Annotated in this window: 17 protein-coding genes; 7 read left to right on the forward strand and 10 right to left on the reverse strand. The window is 34.6% G+C overall.

The window, feature by feature from the left end; genetic code table 11:
* Window positions 1-2 precede the first annotated feature (2 nt).
* Both ABEG11_RS07600 and rlmB read left to right on the forward strand, forming a co-directional pair.
* Window positions 3-1,475, forward strand: coding sequence for a SusD/RagB family nutrient-binding outer membrane lipoprotein (locus ABEG11_RS07600; RefSeq protein ID WP_348823562.1), 1,473 nt, complete (start codon window positions 3-5; stop codon window positions 1,473-1,475).
* An 82-nt stretch (window positions 1,476-1,557) separates the two neighbouring features.
* Window positions 1,558-2,292, forward strand: coding sequence for a 23S rRNA (guanosine(2251)-2'-O)-methyltransferase RlmB (gene rlmB, locus ABEG11_RS07605; RefSeq protein WP_348823563.1), 735 nt, complete (start codon window positions 1,558-1,560; stop codon window positions 2,290-2,292).
* 88 nt (window positions 2,293-2,380) lie between these two features.
* Here rlmB and ABEG11_RS07610 read toward each other — a convergent pair whose 3' ends face one another.
* A complete protein-coding gene (locus ABEG11_RS07610) occupies window positions 2,381-3,172 on the reverse strand; it encodes a rhomboid family intramembrane serine protease (RefSeq protein WP_348823564.1) in 792 nt (263 codons plus the stop codon).
* Between the two features lie 290 nt (window positions 3,173-3,462).
* Here ABEG11_RS07610 and ABEG11_RS07615 point away from each other — a divergent pair, with 290 nt between their 5' ends.
* The gene (locus ABEG11_RS07615) at window positions 3,463-4,740 is read left to right on the forward strand and encodes a replication-associated recombination protein A (RefSeq protein WP_348823565.1); all 1,278 of its coding nucleotides are present in this window, start codon (window positions 3,463-3,465) and stop codon (window positions 4,738-4,740) included.
* Between the two features lie 77 nt (window positions 4,741-4,817).
* On the opposite strand, the gene ABEG11_RS07620 is transcribed toward ABEG11_RS07615, so the two are convergent.
* The 7 genes from ABEG11_RS07620 to ABEG11_RS07650 all read right to left on the reverse strand — a co-directional run bounded on the left by ABEG11_RS07620 (window position 4,818) and on the right by ABEG11_RS07650 (window position 10,702).
* A complete protein-coding gene (locus ABEG11_RS07620; RefSeq protein ID WP_348823566.1) occupies window positions 4,818-5,579 on the reverse strand; it encodes a hypothetical protein in 762 nt (253 codons plus the stop codon).
* Window positions 5,580-5,582: 3 nt separating this feature from the next.
* Window positions 5,583-6,272 carry a YjjG family noncanonical pyrimidine nucleotidase gene (locus tag ABEG11_RS07625; protein ID WP_348823567.1) on the reverse strand — a complete coding sequence of 230 codons (690 nt, stop codon included), beginning with the start codon at window positions 6,270-6,272 and terminating at the stop codon, window positions 5,583-5,585.
* A 9-nt stretch (window positions 6,273-6,281) separates the two neighbouring features.
* Complete coding sequence (locus tag ABEG11_RS07630) at window positions 6,282-6,725, reverse strand: RES family NAD+ phosphorylase (RefSeq protein WP_348823568.1); 444 nt, start codon at window positions 6,723-6,725, stop codon at window positions 6,282-6,284.
* A 14-nt stretch (window positions 6,726-6,739) separates the two neighbouring features.
* A complete protein-coding gene (locus ABEG11_RS07635) occupies window positions 6,740-7,243 on the reverse strand; it encodes an Xre family toxin-antitoxin system antitoxin (protein ID WP_348823569.1) in 504 nt (167 codons plus the stop codon).
* Window positions 7,244-7,297: 54 nt separating this feature from the next.
* Window positions 7,298-7,990 (reverse strand): RadC family protein, encoded by a 693-nt coding sequence (gene radC, locus ABEG11_RS07640; protein ID WP_348823570.1) that lies wholly within the window; start codon window positions 7,988-7,990, stop codon window positions 7,298-7,300.
* A gap of 571 nt (window positions 7,991-8,561) precedes the next feature.
* Window positions 8,562-9,917 (reverse strand): UDP-N-acetylmuramate--L-alanine ligase, encoded by a 1,356-nt coding sequence (locus tag ABEG11_RS07645; protein ID WP_348823571.1) that lies wholly within the window; start codon window positions 9,915-9,917, stop codon window positions 8,562-8,564.
* Between the two features lie 89 nt (window positions 9,918-10,006).
* Window positions 10,007-10,702, reverse strand: a complete 696-nt coding sequence (locus ABEG11_RS07650) for a tetratricopeptide repeat protein (protein WP_348823572.1) — start codon at window positions 10,700-10,702, stop codon at window positions 10,007-10,009.
* A 109-nt stretch (window positions 10,703-10,811) separates the two neighbouring features.
* Between ABEG11_RS07650 and ABEG11_RS07655 the strand changes: the two genes are divergently transcribed.
* The 4 genes from ABEG11_RS07655 (at window position 10,812) to ABEG11_RS07670 (ending at window position 19,728) form a co-directional block, all read left to right on the forward strand.
* Window positions 10,812-17,147, forward strand: coding sequence for an alpha-2-macroglobulin family protein (locus ABEG11_RS07655; protein ID WP_348823573.1), 6,336 nt, complete (start codon window positions 10,812-10,814; stop codon window positions 17,145-17,147).
* Window positions 17,148-17,186: 39 nt separating this feature from the next.
* Window positions 17,187-17,780 (forward strand): Uma2 family endonuclease, encoded by a 594-nt coding sequence (locus ABEG11_RS07660; RefSeq protein WP_348823574.1) that lies wholly within the window; start codon window positions 17,187-17,189, stop codon window positions 17,778-17,780.
* Between the two features lie 130 nt (window positions 17,781-17,910).
* Window positions 17,911-18,726, forward strand: coding sequence for a UDP-2,3-diacylglucosamine diphosphatase (locus ABEG11_RS07665; RefSeq protein ID WP_348823575.1), 816 nt, complete (start codon window positions 17,911-17,913; stop codon window positions 18,724-18,726).
* A gap of 12 nt (window positions 18,727-18,738) precedes the next feature.
* Window positions 18,739-19,728 (forward strand): glycosyltransferase family protein, encoded by a 990-nt coding sequence (locus ABEG11_RS07670; protein WP_348823576.1) that lies wholly within the window; start codon window positions 18,739-18,741, stop codon window positions 19,726-19,728.
* A 100-nt stretch (window positions 19,729-19,828) separates the two neighbouring features.
* Here the strand turns inward: ABEG11_RS07670 and ABEG11_RS07675 are convergent, their stop codons facing one another.
* The gene (locus tag ABEG11_RS07675; protein WP_348823577.1) at window positions 19,829-21,973 is read right to left on the reverse strand and encodes a S46 family peptidase; all 2,145 of its coding nucleotides are present in this window, start codon (window positions 21,971-21,973) and stop codon (window positions 19,829-19,831) included.
* 251 nt (window positions 21,974-22,224) lie between these two features.
* The gene (gene obgE / locus ABEG11_RS07680; RefSeq protein ID WP_348823578.1) at window positions 22,225-23,226 is read right to left on the reverse strand and encodes a GTPase ObgE; all 1,002 of its coding nucleotides are present in this window, start codon (window positions 23,224-23,226) and stop codon (window positions 22,225-22,227) included.
* Window positions 23,227-23,322 lie beyond the last annotated feature (96 nt).

Below are 23,322 nucleotides of genomic sequence, written 5' to 3' on the forward strand. Positions count from 1 at the left end.
AAATGAAAAAACTACTAATATTAATAGGCGTATTATCATTCACATTTTCGTGCAGTGAAGATACCTTAACAGATATGAATACTGACACAAAGAGCCCATTAGTTGTTCCTGCAGATGCTCTTTTAGGTAATGCTGAGAAAAATTTATTCGATCAAATGACGAGTACAAATGTTAACACTAATGTTTTCAGACTTTTTGCCCAACATTGGACAGAGACCACCTATTTAGACGAATCAAGATACGATATTCTACAAAGAAACATTCCGGACAGACACTGGAGAGTTATTTACAGAGATATATTGACAGATTTGAAAAAGGCAAAAGAAATTGCCAATGAGATAGCAACTGTGACTCCAAAAGAAGAAAAGATAAAACAAAATAAAATTGCTATCATTGAAGTTTTAGAAGTTTATGCTACTTCAATTTTAGTTGATACTTTTGGAGATATTCCTTATACTGAGGCACTGGATCCAGAAAAGTTCCCTTCACCTAAATATGATAAGGCGATAGATATCTACAAAGACCTTTTTGCAAAACTAGACAAGGCATATGCAAAATTTGATAGTAGTTTTGCAAGTTTTGGAGCTTCTGACTTTATTTATTCAGGGAACATAGCTAAATGGAAAATTTTTGCAAATTCACTAAAATTAAGAATGGCAATAACCGTAGCTGATGAACCATCTTTAAATCCTGCAATTAAAGCTAAAGAAGCATTTGAAGCAGGAGTAATGACCTCTAATGAGTATAATGCTACAATACAATATAAATCAACTCAACCAAACACAAATCCTCTATATGAAGATTTAGTATCTAGTGGCAGATATGATTTTATTGCGGCTAATACTCTAGTTGACAAAATGAATGACTTGAATGATCCAAGAAGGGCAAAATATTACATTCCTATTGAAGGAGAATTTATTGGTGGACCTTATGCACAAGGTGGTGATTTTGAAAGCTATTCATCTCCTGGTGATCCAGCTAATGAAGATGGTGACCACACAGTATTATTAGATCCAGAATTAGAAGGCTTATTATTGAGCTATACTGAAGTATCATTTTATCTTGCAGAAGCAGTTGAAAGAGGATTTATAAGTGGTACAGCCTCTACATATTACAATGAAGCAGTTACTTCATCTATATTATATTGGGGAGGGAATCAAGCTGAGGCAGATGCATATTTAGCAAATCCAAATGTAACATATTCAAGAGCAGCAAGCTGGCAAGAGAAAATTGGTGAACAATCATGGATTGGTTATTACAATAGAGGTTTTGAAGCATGGACTTCTTATAGAAGATTAGACTTTCCAAAACTGTTAGCTCCATCAAATGCAGCGAGTGCTGCAGAAAATAAAGTTCCGGTTAGATTTACATATCCAGTGTTGGAACAAACATTAAACAACACCAATTATAAAGCAGCAGCAACTGCTGTAGGTGGAGACAAATTAAGCACTAAGTTATTCTGGGATAAATTCTAATTATCAGATTAACCATTTATTAAAACCACCAGCAATGCTGGTGGTTTTTTTTTTATACAAACATTATACCTATATTTGCCCTATGGAAAAAGAACATCAAATATTTGGAATAAGAGCAATAATTGAAGCTATTCAAGCTGGAGCAACAGTGGATAAAGTATACATTCAGAAGGAAGCAAGTGGCGAACTGATGAAAGACTTAATGAAGGTAATGAAACGTGGTAATATTAATTTCTCGTATGTTCCCGTAGAAAAATTAAACAGACTGACTCCCAATAACCACCAAGGTGCTGTAGCAAGCATCTCTCCTATTTCTTTTTTTGATTTAGAAACATTAATAGAAACTGTTGTCGAAAACGGCAAAAAACCATTGTTTTTAATTTTGGATCAAATTTCGGATGCTCGTAATTTTGGTGCAATAATTAGAACTGCCGAATGTACAGGTGTCAATGGAATTATTATTCAAAAAGCGGGTTCGGCACCAGTAAATGGTGACACGGTAAAAACATCTGCTGGTGCAGTGTTTAATATTCCTATTTGCAAAGTGGAACATATTAAAGATGCTATTTTTCTTTTGCAAGCCAGTGGTATAAAAACGGTAGCTGCTACCGAAAAAACGGACCAAAACATTTATGATATTTCCTTGAATGAACCTGTAGCAATCATTATGGGCTCAGAAGATAGAGGAGTAAATCCTTCTGTACTTAAAATAGTGGATGAGAAAGCAAAATTACCAATGTTTGGATCTATTGGATCTTTAAATGTTTCTGTAGCTTGTGGCGCATTTTTATATGAAGCGGTGAGACAAAGAGGATAGAAAATTTAGATTACAGAATGCAGATTTTAGATTGCTAACTGAACGAAAAACATTACCATGCATAAAACTTAAAATGAATGAATCAAGACTAGGGTTTTGATTCATTTTTTTCGTTTGGAGGATCTTGATTTTCTATAAAATCATACACAACATTTGAGTTTGACAAAAAAAAAGGACTGATTTCTATTTGGGTTTCTTCTATACTTTCTGGTTTTGGCAAATTAACAAAATTTCCATTTTCATCAAATCTTTGCATAAATTTATCTTCTGACGGGTCATAATCGGGACGTTCCCAATCGTATTTTATCACTTTTTTGAACTCTGGCTTTTTGTAGAAAAAAGTAAGTGCAAAACCTGCAATTAGACCAGACAAATGACCTTCCCAAGAAATGGTGTCGTCAATTTTTGGAAAAACATACCAAACCATTCCGCCATAGAGTACTACAATAGTAAGTGACAAGGCTACCAAACGATAATATTGCGTCTGGATTCCTTTAAAAAAAATAAAAGAAACCAGTACATAAATTAAACCACTAGCCCCAATGTGATAATTATCCCTTCCTATAAACCAAGTAAGGCTTCCAGACAGCAGAATACCAAATATTAAAATTCCCCAAGCTTCTTTGCTATAAAAAAAGAACAAAGCTGCTAATAGAACTAACAATGGAATTGAATTATTATAAAGATGTTCAATATCCGAATGAATGAATGGACTAAAGATAATTCCCTGCAATCCCGAAAATGTTCTTGGCAAAATTCCGTTGCTGTCAAAATCGAAACCGAAACGGATTTCTAGCCAATATATAAACCATAAAAGGAGTACAAAAAAAAGCGGTACTCCTATTACGGAATTATTGAATTTAAAATTATTTTCTTCCATTGTTTTTTAGACTTCTTAGATTGTTAGATTTTTGGAATGTTAGACTCAATTAATTTTAGCCTTTAATCAGTTACATTTGAAACCCATATTACCTCTTCAAAAATGTATCCAAAAGTAATTTAATGCTATTTTGTCATATAAATCTATATTTTGTTATAAAAACAAATCCCATAGCCCTGATGGAAACGGCATCCTTTTGTGCCGGGGTTCGGCACAAAAGATATAGTGGACAGCAGGAATAGCTCATGAAAAATATACTTGTAAAACTGAAAATTACGTAATTTTACAAAATGGAAGCACCACTAGCAGAACGTATACGCCCACAAAAGTTAGAAGATTATATTAGTCAGTTGCATTTGGTTGGTCCAAATGGCTCGCTAACACAACAAATTGCAAAAGGAATTATACCTTCATTAATTTTTTGGGGACCGCCAGGAACTGGCAAAACAACTTTGGCACAAATTATTGCCCAAGAGTCCAATCGTCCCTTTTATATATTGAGTGCAATTAATTCGGGGGTTAAGGATATACGGGATGTAATTGAAAAAGCGAAACAAAGCGGTGGTTTATTTACTGCCAAAAATCCAATTTTATTTATTGATGAGATTCATCGTTTTAGCAAATCGCAACAAGATTCCTTATTGGCAGCGGTTGAAAAAGGATGGATTACCCTTATTGGTGCAACGACCGAAAACCCTAGTTTTGAAGTCATTCCCGCTTTATTGTCTCGCTGTCAAGTCTATATCTTGAACGCATTTACAAAAGTAGATTTAGAACATTTGCTGCAAAGAGCAATGAAAAAAGACAGCTATTTGGCATCCAAAAAAATAGAACTGCGCGAAACAGAAGCTTTATTGCGCCTTTCTGGCGGGGATGGACGCAAACTATTGAATATTTTTGAACTGGTCGTAAACGCTTCGGCTGAAGATGAAATTGTCATTACCAATGATCGTGTTTTTGAACTCGTTCAACAAAATACGGTTTTATATGACAAAACCGGCGAACAGCATTATGACATTGTTTCGGCATTTATAAAATCGATTCGAGGCAGTGATCCCAACGGAGCTGTTTATTGGCTTGCCAGAATGATTGAAGGTGGCGAAGACGTGAAATTTATTGCCCGAAGAATGCTGATTTTATCCAGCGAAGATATTGGCAATGCCAATCCAACAGCTTTTATAATGGCTAACAACGCTTTTCAGGCTGTTTCTACTATTGGCTATCCAGAGAGCAGAATTATTTTGAGCCAATGTGCTATTTATCTGGCTACTTCTCCAAAAAGCAATGCTTCTTATTTGGCAATTGGCACCGCACAGCAATTGGTTAAACAAACTGGAGATTTACCTGTACCTATTCATTTGCGCAATGCTCCGACCAAATTAATGAAAGAATTGGGATATGGTGAGGATTATAAATATTCGCATGATTATGCCAACAATTTTGCCGAGCAGGAATTTTTACCTGAGGCATTAAGTAATACTCCTATTTATGTTCCTGGACAAAATTCCAGAGAAAATACTACACGTGAATTTCTTAAAAATCGTTGGAAAGACAAATACGGGTATTAATATAAAAAAGCCCACGAGAACCGCAGGCTTTATAATGATATCGAAATAATTTACTTATAATTCCAACGTTTGCAACCTTAAAACTTCACTGTGATTTTCTCTGACATCAAGGTTTCTTTATCATAATATTCAAAAAACCATTGATTATTTTTAAGGATTGCAACTCCTTGCAAATTATCTTTGACCGCCAAATAGATGGAAGGATTTGTAGTTTTATATACCTTCATTACCACTTTTGGAGTGCTATCGATTAATTGAAATCCATTTTTGATGGGCTGCGCAAATAAAACGGTTCCATCTGGCTCTCCGCTCGTATCGGGAACATTTACTGCCACTGCCGCCACCGCAACAGCTGGCATAACTGATGAGGAAGCTGCTGTACCAATACTGTTACTGTTTGTGCTGGAAGCTGAAGTACCATTATATTTATAGCCCAATGCATATACAGATTGAAAAGCCATATTCAATGCTTCGCTATAAGCTACTTCATACTCTTTCTCCTTGCTTTTTCCTACTTCAGATTTATAAATCTCTTTTCCGTTGCAATCCTTCAAAACAACAAAAAGTTTTGTTACTAAAAACGCATTGTCTTTCAATACATCTACATATAACATACTGCATCTGTCATTATATCCGCTTGGAAAAGTTTCATTGGCATAAAAAGCTTCAAAACCTGCTTTTTTTAAATTAACCTTAGTTAAAGTACTAAGACGATATTGATTGTCTGATTTTAGAAAATCATATCTTAAAGGAATAACAACCGCTTTATAATCATTGACTGATTGAGCAAATCCAATGCTTGAAACAAGCAGCAATAGGTATATAAATTTTGACTTCATGATTTATAAATATTTTTTGAGTTCTAATAAATGATTTACTTGTTTAATATTTTGTTCTGTTTTAATATTCTTGTCATTAAAAAAAATAGCGTCTAATCCGGCATTTAGAGCGCCCTGCACATCAGCTTCGAGGCAATCACCAATCATTATACTGTTTTCTTTTTTGGCTTTCGCCAAATCCAAGGCGTATTCAAAAATAACGGGATTAGGTTTCTTCACACCTGCCATTTCCGAATTTGTTATCGTTTTGAAAAAACCTGCAATATTCGAGTTGTTTATTTTTTTATACTGCACATCGGCAAAGCCATTGGTAATAATATGCAATTTATACTTTTTCCCAAGATATTCCAACACTTCTATCGTACCGTCGAATAAACAATTATTTTGAGGCAATAACTCAATGTAATCCTGTGCGATACTCTCTATTTGGGCATCTGACACAAAATATTCCATAGCATCAAATGTATGTTTAAGACGATTGTATCTCAATTCGGCGTGGGTAATTTTATCGTATTGGTATAATTTCCAGCAGGCTTGATTAATCGGGATATATTTTTCTATAAAACTGGCTATTTCAATAGTGGGATGATCTTTCTTGAAAATCGTGTCAAAAGCCAGTTCCGAATTTACGTCAAAATCCCAAAGCGTATGATCCAAGTCAAAGAAAATGTCGGTTATTTTAGAAGATAACATGTAATCGTATTATTTAAAAATTCGTTTATCAAAAGGAAAATCACTTTGCTCTGTAATTCTGATTTTATGAAAATCAATATGATACGGATTTATCAAAAAGTTAAAATCTCCTTTTACCACCGCCGAAGGAACCTTTAGAATACAAGCTTCATTTCGCTTTATAAAATCATCTCCCAAGAGAGGTGTTTCAAAGGTACAAGGAAAAACATTCCAATCTATATTAACTTTGTTAAGATCTAGAATTTCGATAAAAATATCATCTGGAATTTCAATAGTTAACATCACAAAATCACTAGGTAAAGTTGCCAATGAAAGATGCACTAAAACTTCGGCCATTGCCAAAGCCCTATTGTGGGCACAATAAATAATTTCTGTTCCCTTTGAATTCCAACGTGCTCCCGAAATGGAAGCTCCTTTTCCCGATAATTCAATCGGATATTTTTTTCGTGCCAATCGAAAGACTTCCATTAGACAAAAATACCTTGATCAATTTTATTCAATTCATTAATCACCATTTCTTTTCCATAGGAATCTTTGAGCAATTCAATTGGCTGTAGATTTCCAAGTGCAAATGATGGGGTGTTTAGCCATAAATAAAATTGTGCTTCGGTGTCAAAAACAGTATTTCCTAAAGAAGTTACCTCTGCCAATTCCAATATTTTTTCGGATTGAAGGGGTTTGAAAATAAAATCTTCCTTGATTTTATTTCTTTGAAGTGACTTAGTGGAAATTCCCAAAAAAGAGGCCCAGTCTTCCTCGTTAAAAGGAGTGATTTCCTTTATCAAATTGAACAACTCATATGGGATTCCTTCGCGAATAGCGTGCACAATCAGCATTCTATTTTTCAGGAATTCATCATAAGTAATATTCTTATTCAATAGTTTGTATCCTCGCTCCTGCTCTACCCTATTAACCAAAACTCTTACGGCTTTATCAATAGCTTCTCCCGATTTAAATTTTATTGCTTCCATAAAAAAGACATTTGACTGTAAATATAAGACAAATGTCCAAATCAAGCAACTTTTTTAAAATATTCCTTCGTCAGCAAAACTATAATAACCGTTTTCTGTGATAATAATGTGATCTAAAACTGGAATATCCAGATTTTGTCCTGCCAATTTAATCTTTTTGGTTATTTGGATATCGGCATCGCTAGGTTGCAATTTCCCTGAAGGATGGTTGTGTACCAAAATAATTGCTGTCGCATTCTGCTCAAAAGCTATTTTAAAAATAATTCGTACATCAACCATTGTTCCAGTCATTCCGCCTTTACTCAATTGTGTCTTGAAGAGAATTTTATTGGAATTATTCAAAAACAAAACCCAAAATTCCTCGTGAGATAGCTCTCCAATTATTGGATGCATCACTTCAAAAACAGCTTTGCTTGAAGTTACTTTGGACAACTCAATTACATCTTCACTTCTCCTCCTCCTTCCCAATTCCATGGCTGAAATTATCGAGATCGCCTTGGCTTCGCCGATACCTTTAAAATTCATTAATTGACCAATAGACAATTTTCCTAAAGCATTCAAATTATGATCGACACTAGCTAAAATCCTTTTGCTCAAATCCACCGCCGATTCATTACGGTTTCCAGAACCAATGAGGATTGCAATCAATTCGGCATCGCTTAAAACACTTTTGCCCTTGAGCATTAATTTTTCACGAGGCTTGTCATCTTCTGCCCAATGTGTGATCGGTATGCTGTTTTGTTCCATTTGCCAATGATTATAATTGAATGTTTTCAAATGTAATCAAAATCTTATTTTAAACATAAAACAATAGCCAGTATTTAATCTCAATCTTGTTATTCAGCAGGAATCTATGTTGAACCAGAATGAGATTCCTACGGAATGACAAACTGTGAGATTAGAATAAAACCTTAATACACAATCTTGTCATTCCGTAGGAATCTATATTGACTTAGTCTGAACAACCTGCTTCAATCTTTCAAAAGTAAAAACCTATACTTTACTCACTTGAGATTCCTACGGAATGACAAACTTTGCCGTTATTGCATTTTTCTTTTATCACTCCAAAATCTAATTCAAGTTTATCCACCATCTTGTCATTCCGTAGGAATCCATATTGAACCAGAATGAGATTCCTACGGAATGACAAACTGTGAGATTAGAATAAAACCTTAATACACAATCTTGTCATTCCGTAGGAATCCATATTGAACCAGATGAGATTCCTACGGAATGACAAGATTGTGTTAATTTAAAAGGAACTAATACCGCACTTATTGAGATTCCTGCGGAATGACAAACTTTGTCGCTTATTTTATTACTCAATCAATCCCTTTACCTCATCAAAATTCAAGCCTCCGTAATTTCCGGAACTCATCAATAATAAAGCGGAATTTTCAAGATTTAGGTTAAATAAATATTCTTTGAAAGCGGTTGGATTAGTGTAAATAATCAAGTCTTCTCTATTGAAAGCTTTTGCAATTTGCTCATAAGTAACTTCTTCCAATTGTTTGATTTTTACTGCATCCGGAGAATAAAAAACCACCGCAATATCAGCATATTCTAACGCTCCTTCGTATTCTTTCAGGAACTCGGCATTCAGACTGCTGTAAGTGTGCAGTTCCAAACAGGCCACCACGGTACGATTTGGGTATTGTTCTTTGACTGCTTTGGTAGTTGCAGACACTTTACTTGGCGAATGGGCAAAATCTTTATAAGCTACTTTGGTTTTGCTTTCTGCAATTTTTTCCAAACGCTTCGATGCTCCTTTGAAACTCGCAATCGCTTCATAGAAATCCGCTTCATCAACCCCCATATTCTGGCAGATCCATTTGGCTCCAGCCAGATTATTTAAATTATGCGCTCCGAATACTTCAATAGGCATTGGTCCTTCTGGAGTTTCCAAAAGTGTAACTCCATCTTTTACTTCGTATTTTGGAGTATGATAAGCCAATTTTCGAATTGGATTAGTCGCTTTTTCGGCAACACGTTTTACCTCGGAATCATTTTCATTATAAACCAATATTCCGCCGTTTGTAATTTTATCAATAAAAATTTCAAACTGCTCTACATAAAAATCATAGGTTGGAAAAACATTGATATGATCCCAAGCAATTCCCGAAATCAATGCAATATTTGGCTGATACAGATGAAATTTAGGTCTTCTGTCAATTGGCGAAGACAAATATTCATCACCTTCGAGAACCATAAAATCATTCTCCTCGGTAAGATGCACCATTGTGTCAAAACCTTCTAATTGGGCACCAACCATATAATCCACTTCAATATTATGGTAATGCATCACATGCAGAATCATCGAAGTAATAGTCGTTTTTCCGTGAGAACCACCAATAACAACACGTGTTTTATTTTTGGACTGCTCGTACAAAAACTCGGGATACGAATAAATTTTCAAACCCAATTCCTGTGCTTTCAATAGCTCTGGATTATCAGCTTTGGCGTGCATTCCAAGGATTACAGCTTCAATATCGGCAGTGATTTTCTCTGGAAACCATCCCAGCTCGGCTGGCAAAATTCCTTTTTTTTCCAAACGTGATTTTGAAGGTTCAAAAATCGCATCGTCACTTCCTGTAACCTGATATCCTTTATTGTGTAATGCCAATGCTAAGTTGTGCATTGCGCTTCCGCCTATGGCAATGAAATGTGTTTTCATTATTTAAGTTTAAAAGTTTAAAGTTTAAGTGTTTAAAATAGTTTCTATAGTTGTCAAACTATTTTTAAACCACATTAAACAATCTTAAACTATTTATTTTTATTTTTATATTCTTCCCAAACCTTATTGGCTTTATCGGGTTGTTTCATTTTGTTTTTATAGAAATCCGCCAATGTCTGATAGCATATTTTCGATCCTCCTATCAAAATTGCTCTTTTGTATTGCACCTCAGCCTCTGCATATCTTTTGAAATACTCATCGATATGACCACGGGATAAATAACCATCAACAGGAGACAGTTCTCTCAATTCACTGGAATATTTTATGGCCTTGGACTCACTTCCTCCAACTATTGCTGGCAATTGCAAATTCAGTTCAATTAATGCCCATCTCGCCTCAATGTGTTTTGGATTCAACTCTATTGCTTTTTCAAAAGAAGATCTGACTTCGCCGATCATACCTAAAGCCTTTATTTTACTGACTTCTAATGATTTCATTCCCAAAGCCCCTCCGTATTTGTAATAATAATTGGCTTCGGCAGGCTTTAACGTTTTCAGCTTTTTATAATAGTTTATGGATTTATCCCACAACTTATTCTGACCTGCAATATCGCCCAAATATTCCAAAGTTCGAAGATGATTTGGACTGCCTTTCAAGTAATTTTCCAAAAGAGGCTCGGCTTGATCAAAATTCCCCTCCTTGAATAGTTTTTCTCCCTTCATAAAATTGGTTTGACCCAAAATTATCATTGGTAATAACAGGAATAGGATTAGTGAGTTTTTCATACTTCAAAAATAAGAAAATGTACCAACTATCATTTAGTTTTAAGTAAAAATTAGTAATTTGTGAAAGAAAATTTTGATTGTTTTAAAACCTTCTAAAAGTGCATCATCAATGAAAAAATTACTGTTTGTCTTCCTTTTATTTTCAACTTCTTTCTATGCTCAAAATTATCAGAAAAACTGGAATAAGGTAATCAAAAATGAAAACCTTGGCAAAATAAAAACTGCCAACCAAATTGTAGATAAAATCTACAAAAAGGCTTTCGCGAAAAAGGAAGAAGTTCAAATCATCAAATGTTTTTTTTATAAATCGAAGTACAGCCAAGTGCTGGATGAAAATGCAAAAAAATTGATTCTGGCCAATTTGAAAGCCCAGATTAATCAGGTTTCAATTCCATCAAAAGCGATTTTGAATTTGGTATATGCGAAATGTCTCAATGACAACAATGAAAATTATGATGACATAGCAGTCGTAGTTGCAGATACAGTAGCAGTTGTTGCTGATTCACTTGAAGTAGTGAATAACGATAGTGCAATTGATACAGTAGTCGCTACTGATTTAAATATAAAAGATGATATTTTAAAAATTTACGAAAAAACATTAGAAAACGAAGCCGTTTTAAAAGCAACTCCTTTAACTAATTACGAACCAATTTTTGATTTTTTTACTTTAGAAAAATTCAAAAAAGAAAATCTGTTTGATTATTTACTAAAAGAAAATATTGCTTTTTATAAATCAAAAATAAATGAATGGCAGTTTGAATCTAAAGATTTTGAACCAAATAAAAATGCTTTTCTAGGAAATTCTGAAACTTTTACAAAATTAAACCTCGATTTTATCAAAGATGAAAATCTAAAAAAAGTGCTTTCGTTGTATCAAAAACTGGAAACTGATGCTCCAACTTTTGAAAATAAATTTGATCGTATTTTATTCTGTTCCCAATTCCTGATAAAATCAGATGAAGAATTATTGAAAACTTTGATTTCTTTAGAAAAAGAGACAAAAGAAGTTACTCAACTGCAAAAAATTCAATTAGAAAAGGCAAATGTTTATAGCAAATTGGCTTCTAAAGAAACCCATCCTGATTATAACAGCAAAGCAATTACCGAACTGGATCTCGTTTTGACGACTAATAACAATTCGAATGCCTACAAACTGGCCACTCAAAAGAAGGAAGAATTGCTTTCCAAAACCATTCAGGTTGAACTCCAAAAATACATTTACAATAAACAAAATGCCAGAGCTTTTATTCACTATAAAAACTCAACCAATTTAACGGTTTCCTTTTTTAAAATAAATTACGTAAAAATTGCCGAATTTTACAATAACCCCAACAAAATCGATAGTTTATCAACTCAAATCATAACTAATAAAAAACCATTAATCACAAAAAATTACGAACTCGTTGACAAAAAAGATTATTTCGAATACACCACCGAAGTTCTTTTGCCTCAGCTGGAAACTGGCAGTTATTTGGTTTATTTTGAAAGTGATACCGATAACAAAGACAAAAAAGGATTTGGTTACGAAACCATTACGGTCTCAAATATTTCAGTCTTAGCCAATACAAAAGTATATACGGATTACTACACAGTTCTCGACAGAAAAACAGGCAAACCGATGGAGAATGTTGTTTTAAAATCGAAAGATTTTGACATAAAAACCAATGCGGATGGCTTGGCAACGTACAAGAAAAAAGAAAACACTAACTACTATTATGATAATTCTCCTATTCTAATAACCACCATAAATGACACCGTTTTAATTAGAAAAAATTATATTGCCTATATCGCTGATTATTCTAAAAATAACGAAGATGAAATTGTTAAAGGAAAAGTAGAATTCTACTTAGATCGAGCCATTTATCGCCCTGGTCAAACAGTTTATTACAAAGGAATTGCTATTCAGAAGAAAAACAACAAATCAAGCGTTGTTGCTAATACTACTTTCAAAATAACCATACAGGATCCTAATTATAGTAATTTCAAAGAATTTGATGTGACTACGAATGAATTTGGTTCTTTTTCGGGTGAATTTGTTTTGCCTAAAACAGGCTTAACAGGTGATTTCACAATTGAAGCAAATGAACCAGATGATTATGAGAAAGATGCTACACATAATAAAACAAAAGGCGAACATCCCTTTTGGGATAACGTAGATTTTGAAAATACATCCACTTATTTCAAAGTTGAAGAATACAAACGTCCGAAGTTTGAAGTGCTTTTTGAACCTAAAAAAGAAAGTTTTCAGGTAAATCAATCTGTTGCTATAAAAGGAACGGCCAAAGCATTTGCAGGAAGCACTATTTCAGATGCCAAAGTGACCTATACCATAACCCGATTTACAAATTATTATAGAAATTATTATGGCAATGAGCAAAGTGAAATTTTAGCAACTGGCGAAACCAAAACAGATGCATCGGGAAAATTTGCAATTGATTTCATAGCCAAACCATCAAACAATATCAACAAAGACCTGCTTCCTGTTTTCAACTACCGAATAGACGCAAGTGTTACCGACATTAATGGAGAAACGCATACAGCCGTAACTACAATCAAGGTGGGCTATCACGATTTGATGCTGAATGCTTCCGTTCCATATAGCATCGAGACAAAAAACAAAAATGAAATCATACTGAATAGCACGAATCTAAACGGAGAATTTAAAGCCGTAAAAGGCGAAATCAAATTGTTTTTGATAAGTCCGCTTCCAAATAAATTCAAATCCCGAATTTTCTGGCATCCAGAGATTAAAACAATTCCAGATGCGGATTTTGAAAAGTTATTTCCTTACGAAATTAACTACTCCGAAGCTTCCAAAAAGCCAACAGAAACTTTAGTTTTTTCTAAGAAAGTAGACACCGAAAAAGACAAAAATCTCGCACTCGATTTTATTTCCAATTACCAATCCGGAAATTACAAAGTAGTATTTTCTGCCAAAGACAGTTTCGAAAATCCTATCGAAACCACTTCTAATTTTCAAATCATACAAAGCAAAGACAAATTCAACCCGAATAAATTATTCACTGTAGAACAAATCAACAAAGACCCGAAGAAAGATGGTTTTGTAACCGTTCAGCTTCGATCTGTATTAGACACATTACACATTCATACCACAGCCAATTATAAAAACGGTACTTTCTATGAAAAAAATATTGTTTTAGAAAATCATCAGGCAACTATTACGATTCCGCTCCAAAAAGAATTTGAAAAATCATTGGCAATTGGTTTTGAAAGTGTTTTTGAGAACGAAACATTTAATAATCAATTAGAAGTTTTATTAAAATTTGAAGAACCAAAAATGGAATTCCTTGTTGAAAGTTTTAGAAATAAAATTCAGCCTGGAAGCAATGAAAACTGGTCTTTTAAATTGAATGCCTCCAACACCAAAACGGAAGCCGAAATTTTGGCTTCGATGTATGATAGTTCTTTGGATCAATTCACCAAAAAAGAATGGGGTGCATTGGGTTTTTATGATTATAACAACAATGGCATAAACTTTAGATCTAGTTTAGGATTCGATAAAACCAACACTTATATCCGTGGTTTAAATTTGGAATCAAAACTGTTAGAACTTCAAAATGAAGAAACTCAACTAAAATGGTTTGGTTTTAATATTAACAATTCTTTTTTCTATGGAGATGACGGTTTAATTTACATAAAAGACAAAAAAGTTGGGAGTGAAACAATTAAAGGAGATCCTGATGCAGTATTAACTATAGAAGAAGTTGGAAATGCGATGGCAATTACCCTTCCTCCTGCTCCTAAACAAGACCAAGTTAAGTTTGTAAAACCAGCATTAGCAAAAGCAGAAGATGCCGGATTAAATGAAGTTGTTGTAGTTGGTTATGGCCAGACGAAAAAAGATTCTCTTAGTGGAATATTAATCAGAGGTAATGGCTCAGTAAACGCAGCAACACCTTTATATGTTATCGATGGAGAAATTGCCTCCGAAGAAACCTTTAAAAATCTAAATCCTGCAGACATTCTTTCTATAGATGTTTTAAAAGATACCAAAGCAACCGCCTTATATGGAAGCAAAGGCGCAAACGGGGTTGTAATTATCACAACCAAAAAATCATTGGAAGCCTTAACGCAAGTAAAGGCACGAAAAAATCTTTCAGAGACCGCTTTCTTTTTCCCAAATCTAAAAACAGACGCAAAAGGAAAAGTGAGTTTTAATTTCACTTCACCCGAAGCGTTAACAGCTTGGAAACTTCGCTTATTGGCACACAACAAAGATATCGTAACTGGTTATATGGAAAAGAGTGTTATTACTCAAAAAGATTTGATGGTAATGCCAAACTTCCCAAGATTTTTTAGGGAAAAAGACAGCATCATCATCACGACAAAAGTGGCGAATGTTACCAATGAAGCCAAAACCGGCATTGCAGTTCTTCAGCTTTTTGACGCTGCAACCATGCAGGCTGTTGATGCAAAAATGAACAACACAAAGACCATTAAAAACTTTACGATTCCTGCACTTGGCAATACAACCGTTAGCTGGAAAATCTATATTCCCGAAGGATTGCAGGGCGTGCAGTATAAAGTTTTAGCCAAGGCAGGCAATTTTTCAGATGGGGAAGAAAATATTTTACCTGTTCTGACAAATAATATGCTCGTGACCGAAAGCATTCCAATTTGGGTACGCGAAAATTCGAAGAAAGAATACACTTTTGAAAACTTAAAAAACAACAATTCAAGTACTTTAAAAAACCATCTGTTTACATTAGAATATACTTCTAATCCGTCTTGGATGGCAATTCAGTCACTTCCTTATTTAATGGAATACGAACACGAATGTGCCGAACAGACTTTTGCCCGTTTTTATGCAAATGCCTTGGCATCGGAGATTATTAATAGTAATCCAAAAATCGCAGATCTTTTTGAAACTTGGAGAAAAAACGGAAAACTGAATTCCAAACTGGAAGAAAACGAAGAATTAAAATCGTTGATTCTTGCCGAAACGCCTTGGCTGAACGATGCTCAAAATGAAGACGAGAAAAAGAAAAATCTAGCCTTGCTTTTTGATCTGGAAAAAATGAAAAATTCGCAGGAAAACACTTTTAACAAACTTAAACAAAAACAAAAACCTTCGGGAGGTTTTGCCTGGTTTGACGGAAGTGACGAAAACGAATACATAACCAGACATATTTTGGCAGGTTTGGGTCATCTTTCAAAATTAAGCCCAACCGAAAACAATACCGCCAAAATAAAACAAATTGCCTCGACAGCGATTCCGTTTTTGGATCAAAAGTTTTTGGAATATCATAAAACGAGAATCCAGAATTTAAAATCAACCGACAAATTAATTTGGATAAATCCTTATTCGGATTTGCATTATTTATACACCCGCAGTTTTTATCTGAAAGATTATCCCCTTTCGGATACACTGAAAAAAGCGAGCAAACGCTATTTGGAAACTGCCAAAAAAGATTGGTTAAACTATTCTTTATATGAAAAAGGAATGACAGCTTTGACATTGAATCGTTTTGGCGAAAAAGAAACTGCCAAGAAAATCATCGAAAGCCTTAAAGAAACCGCTTCCAACAACGAAGATTGGGGAATGTATTGGATTGCCAACAAATCGGGCTGGTATTGGTATCAGGCACCCATTGAAACGCAGGCTCTGCTGATTGAGGCTTTCGCCGAAGTTGACAATGATACCAAATCGGTTGATGCTATGAAAGTCTGGTTATTAAAAAACAAACAGACCAAAAACTGGCCAACCACAAAAGCAACTACCGAAGCAGTTTACGCATTACTAATGCAAGGCAACGATTGGCTGAGCGTAAAAGACAATACCATTATCAAAATTGGAGACGAAAAAATCCTGACCAAAAAACTCACCGAAAACCAAAAAGAAGCCGAAACGGGTTACATCAAACTCAACTGGAAAGCTGACGAAATCAAAAAAGAAATGGCCACAATTGTCATCGAAAACAAATCGAAAGTACCCGCTTTTGGTGGTGTTTACTGGCAGTATTTTGAAGATTTGGACAAAATAAAAAACAATTCGAATACAAGTTTATCAGTTGCCAAAGAATTATATCTAAAGACAAGCTCCGACAAAGGCAACGTATTGAAAAAAATAACGGCAAACAATCCGCTAAAAATTGGTGATTTGGTTACCGTTCGATTGATTATTACAGCCAAGGAGGATTTTGAATTTGTACATTTAAAAGATATGCGCGCTTCCTGTTTCGAGCCTGTAGATGTACTTTCTAGCTATGAATACAAAGACCGTTTAGGTTTTTACAGAAGCACCAAAGACACTGCAACCCATTTCTTTTTTGACCAGATAAACAAAGGAACTTATGTTTTGGAATATGATATTAGAGTGAATAACTTGGGAGATTTCTCTAATGGCATTACAACTATCGAAAGTATGTATGCCCCAGAGTATACCAGTCATACCAAAGGAATCCGAGTGAATGTAAAAGAGTAAACAACAACTTTAATTTTCCCTATATTTGTAGTAAATAAAATGATTATGATAACTGATATCAACGAATTGGATTTTGAAAAAACATATTCCTACGCCGATTATCTAACTTGGAGATTTCAGGAAAGGTTAGAAATATTCAAAGGAAAACTTTTCAAAATGAGTCCTGCTCCAAGCACTGCTCATCAAAAAGTAGCCAGTAATCTGCATGGAATATTGTGGGGCAAATTCAAAAATCATTCTTGTAAATTATTTTCAGCACCTTTTGATGTTCGCCTATTGGATAAAAAAAAATCCACGATTGATAGTGAAATATTCACAGTAGTTCAGCCCGATTTGTGTGTGATTTGTGACGAAAATAAATTAGACCAAAGAGGCGCTTTTGGTGCTCCTGACTTGGTTATCGAAATACTTTCTCCTGGTAATTCTAAAAAAGAAATGAAATACAAATTTGACTTGTATGAAGAAGCTGGAGTTTTAGAATATTGGATCGTAAACCCCGAAGATAAAACGTTTTTAATATATGTTTTAAAAGATAATCAATTCATAGGACTACATCCTTTAATAGAGGAAGATCAAATAAAAAGCCCTTTGTTTCCTCAATTGGATTTCATTCTAGAGGAAATTTTTAAATAATATTTTTCCCAATTTAAATTCAAATATAATTACCGTCTTGTCTTAGTAACTTGACGGTTTTTTTTATACACAAATAACACTTCAAACACATTGGGATAACATAACGGTTTTACATTCGTAAAAACTAAAAATGAAAAGACGAAGAAAAATTCCGCTGGTAGTTATAAGTGACGTTCATCTAGGAACTTATGGGTGTCAAGCCAAAGAGTTATTACAATATTTAAAATCAATAAACCCTCAAACATTGATTTTAAACGGAGACATTATCGATATGTGGAGCTTTACCAAAAGTTACTTCCCTGCATCCCACATGAATGTCCTGAGACAAATCATAAAAATGTCAAACCAAGGTACTCGGGTAATATATGTCACAGGAAATCATGACGAGGCCTTACGAAAATATTCCGATTTTATTTTAGGAAATTTTGAATTGGTCGATAAGCTCATTCTAGATCTGGATGGCCAAAAAACATGGATTTTTCACGGCGATGTATTTGATTCTTCAACACAGGGCTATGCCAAAATACTAGCCAAACTAGGCGGAAAAGGATATGATTTATTAATTCTGATTAATAGCCTGATCAATTGGTTTTTGCAGCTTTTAGGCAAGGAAAAAAGAAGTTATTCCAAAATGATAAAAGATAGTGTCAAAAAAGCTGTATCGTTCGTATCCAATTTTGAAACTACAGCCGCCGAAGTCGCCATTCAAAAAAAATACAGTTATGTAATTTGCGGACACATTCACAAACCGCAAATGAAGGAAATAATAAATGAACACGGAAAAGTATGGTACCTAAACAGTGGCGATTGGATTGAAAATCTTACCGCGCTGGAATACAAAAAACAAAAATGGAGTCTTTACCATTATAACAGGGAGCATTTCACAGGGTCTGATACCCCAGAAGATAAAGTAGTGAACGATATTGTAAATAAAATTCTTTCTTAAAACTCACAGTCAATGAAAATATTTTACGCAATACAGGCAACCGGTAACGGACATATCAGCAGAGCGCAGCAGCTATACCCTTATTTACAGAAATTTGGTGAAGTCGATTTTTTTCTCAGTGGATGCAATGCAACGCTCGATATTAATTTACCAATAAAATTCAAAAGTGCTGGATGCAGCCTGCACTACAGTAAATGCGGAGGCTTGAACTACTGGGACATTGTCAAGAATGTAAGGCCAAAACAAATATATAAAGACGCTAATATACTGCCTCTAAAAAACTACGATGTGGTTATTAATGATTTTGATTCTATTACTTCGCTGGCATGCAAAATGCAAAAAACTCATTCCGTGCAATTTGGCCATCAGGCAAGTTTTATATCTCCGCTAACTCCAAGACCCGAAAAAAAAGACCTAATGGGCGAAATGATTCTGAAACATTATGCTCCCTCACCAAAACACATCGGCTTGCATTTTGACAAATATGATGATTTTATTTTTCCTCCCGTTATCAAAGATGAAATTGTAAACGCAACACCCAAAAATAAAGATCATATCACTGTTTATCTGCCTTCCTTTCAACAGGATTGCCTGGAAAAGGCTTTCAATAAACTTCCTAATTTAAAATTTCACTGGTTTTTGCATGGCATACAAACTAAGCACACCGTAAGGAACATCACTTATTTTCCTGTCAATCAAAAAGACTTCAATAAAAGCCTCATAAACTGCGATGGGATTATCACTGGCGGAGGATTCGAAACCCCATCTGAAGCTCTATATCTCGAGAAAAAAATACTTTCGATTCCTATCCGAAAGCATTACGAACAGGAATGCAATGCAGCAGCGCTAAAAAAATTGGGAGTTCCCGTATTGTATGATGTGGGTAATGATTTTGATTTAATAATCGAAAACTGGCTGGATTCAAAAATACAATACCCTAAAATGAAGGCCAATAACATTCCCGAAACTTTGCAGTTTCTATTTGATACTTATAATGATTAAATATACATAACAGAAAACCGTCTCACTTATAAAAATGAAACGGTTTCTATTAATATCTATAAAGACAGCGATGCACTAACAAATCGGTATGCAGTGTTTGTTATTTGACAATTGTCATTTCATTAATAATGTTTTGCGCGCCTGCATATTTATCAATAATCCAAAGCACAAAACGAATATCAAGATTAATAGTACGCTGCAGTTTTTTATCAAAAATAACATCACCAGCCATTGCCTCGATATTTCCATCAAAAGCAACCCCTATTAATTCTCCTTTTCCATTCAACACAGGAGAACCGGAATTTCCTCCAGTAATATCATTATCCGTTAAAAAATTTACAGGCATATATCCCGATTTATCGGCATATTGACCAAAATCCTGTTCTTTATTTAATTCCAGCAGACGAGCTGGAAGATCAAATTCGGGATCACCTGCTTTATACTTTTTAACCATTCCGGCCATTGTTGTATAATTATTAATTTTGGCATCATTGCGTTTGTCTGCAGGCAAAGAACGAACTTTACCATACGTCAATCGCAAAGTGGAATTGGCATCAGGATATTGAATCGTATTCAATTTTGACGCTCTTAAACCTTCAACTAATTTGCGGTAAGCAATTGCAAAATCATCATCAGCTTTTAATTGTTCAGGAGACTTCGCTCTCAATTTTGTCATTAAATCATTTGAAATAACATACAATGGATCATTTGCTATTAATTCTGGTTTTGGGTCTTTCATAAAAGCCTCAACCGATTCTTTATCAGCAAAAATACTTTCGGTAACTGCTTTGTCAACATCGGCAGCAAAATTACCTTTATTATTTTCTTTCATTTTAGCTATAACCGCAGCCAAACCATATTCTGATGCTTTTGCAGCATACAAATTCAGTTGAGCAGTCAAAACTTCTTTCTCCAAAGGAGCATAAAAATCCTCATAATAATTTTCGATTAAACTATTTATCTTAGGAAGCATTTCAGTTCTTTTGGCTTCATTTTCCTTGTAATATGCAATCAATGCGTTACCAAGTGCAGAAGAGCTGACTCCATAAGAAGCAGTTCGCAGCAATTGAGTAAGATAATTATCGTGACGTGATTTCAAATTTGTTTGAACATAATAGTCATTTATTACACTAATAACATTTCCGTATTGTTCTTTATTTTCAGGTTTATTTGCCCAAGCGTTAAATTTAGACTCTTCACTAGACTTTGTGCCAGCAGTTTTTGCTTTAGTCAATGCATCAATCATCCCTTGGCGGTTTTTCCAATAATTCGCTGTTGAAGCATATTTAGAAGCATATTTCAATTTTACTGCTTCATCTTTGTCCATAAACTTTTTCATGTTATCCATCCCTGTCTTTGCGCCCTCAACCCAAGCTGGATATGCATAACTTACGTTTTGTGCAATTCCGCCGGCTGGCATCCAGCGATTAGTTCTTCCTGGATATCCCAAAATCATGGCAAAATCATTTTCTTTTGCTCCAGTAATATTTATTGGCAAATGGTGTTTCGGCTGCAAAGGCACATTGTCTTTAGAATATTCAGCTGGATTTCCATCTTTATCAGCATATACTCTGAACATAGAAAAATCGGCAGTGTGACGTGGCCACTCCCAGTTATCAGTATCACCTCCAAATTTTCCAAGACTTTCCGTAGGTGTCCCTACCAGACGAACATCCTTGTAATCTTGGTAAACAAAATAGTAATATTCATTTCCCTGAAAAAATGGACGTACAGATACCGTATATTTACCTCCTTCATTGTTCTCTTTTTCGATTAGAGCAATTTCCTGCTGGATTATTTTATTACGCTCTGTCTCTGTCATTTTATCATTTACTTTTGATAAAATTCTTTTGGAAACATCATCCATACGAACAAAAAAACGAACATATAATGATTTGGGTTTTAATTCCTCGCTTTTATTTTTTGCCCAAAATCCATTTTTTAAATAATTTTGTTCCTCAGTAGAAAGTTCAGCAATGGCATTGTATCCGCAATGGTGATTAGTTAAAACCAATCCTTCTTTTGAAACGATTTCGGCCGTACAGCCACCATTGAATTGGACAATAGCATCTTTCAGACTATGATGATTAATACTATAAATTTCTTCGGCTGTCAGCTGCAGGCCCATTTTTTCCATATCTCTATGGTTTAATCTTTCGATAAACATTAAAAACCACATTCCTTCATCAGCTCTCACAGGAAAAGCCATTAGGCACATGGTCAAGAATAACACAATTTTTTTCATAAATATTTGTTTTCTGGTTTTAAATACGGATTGGCTTTCTAAATTGATTACTGCTAATTTTAATCATGCCATTCCTTATCTGAATAATTTTTTAGATGATGCGAATATAAGTCATTTTCGCAACGAAAAGTATTTTTTTATCGTAAAATCAAAAACAAAACATTGATTGTTAACTTACTTTTAGGAATTATTCAATACAAAAAAAAGTGCCCTATTGCTAGAACACTTTTTTTACTTTAAAATCTAAAATTTTACTCATTCAGCATTTTCCAAAGCTTGTCTTTCAGCTCCGTCAATCCCTGCTGGGCAACCGATGAAATGAACAAATAAGGAATGCCTTTGAATTCTTCATCTAATTGTGTTTTTAATTCAGCTTTCAGTTCATCATCCAGCATATCGATTTTTGAAATCACCAGCAGACGCTCTTTATCCAGCATTTCCGGATTGTATTTTGTCAGCTCATTTACCAGAATATCATACTCATCCTTGATGTTTGGAGTATCCACAGGAACTAAAAACAATAGAGTCGAATTACGCTCGATGTGGCGCAGAAAATAGTGTCCCAGTCCTTTTCCTTCGGCAGCGCCTTCAATAATCCCTGGAATATCAGCAATTACAAACGATTGAAAATCTCTGTAAGCAACAATTCCAAGATTTGGTTTCAAAGTCGTAAATGGATAATCCGCAATTTTAGGCTTTGCTGATGTCAATACCGATAATAATGTTGATTTCCCAGCATTTGGAAAACCTACCAAACCAACATCTGCCAAAACTTTAAGTTCGAGGATCACGTCCATTTCCAAACCAGGCAGACCTGGTTGTGCATATCGCGGAGTTTGATTGGTTGAACTCCTGAAATGCCAGTTTCCTAATCCCCCTTTTCCACCACGGCAAAGAATCTGTTTCTCACCATCTTCTGTTATTTCAAAAAGGGTTTCACCCGTTTCTTTATCTTTTACAACTGTTCCTAATGGAACTTCAATGTACTTATCTTCACCATCGGCACCTGTACTTCTGTCACCTCCACCATCACCACCGTGGCCTGCTTTGATATGGCGCGCAAACTTTAAGTGAAACAAAGTCCAAAGCCCTTTGTTCCCAACTAAATAAATGTGTCCGCCACGTCCGCCATCACCTCCATCTGGCCCTCCATATTGGATGAATTTTTCTCTATGCAAATGCGTAGATCCTTTTCCTCCTTTTCCGGAAGAAACATAAATTTTTACATAATCTACAAAATTTCCCTCTGTCATATTCTCTTGTTTGTGGTTTGCTTTTTAAAGTTTAATCGTGTTTAAATTATTTAAACCGAGTCATTAAAGTCAATTTTAAACTTTTAAACCATTTTT

Origin of the sequence: Flavobacterium aestuarii (assembly GCF_040049115.1) — a bacterium.
Taxonomy (GTDB): domain Bacteria; phylum Bacteroidota; class Bacteroidia; order Flavobacteriales; family Flavobacteriaceae; genus Flavobacterium; species Flavobacterium aestuarii.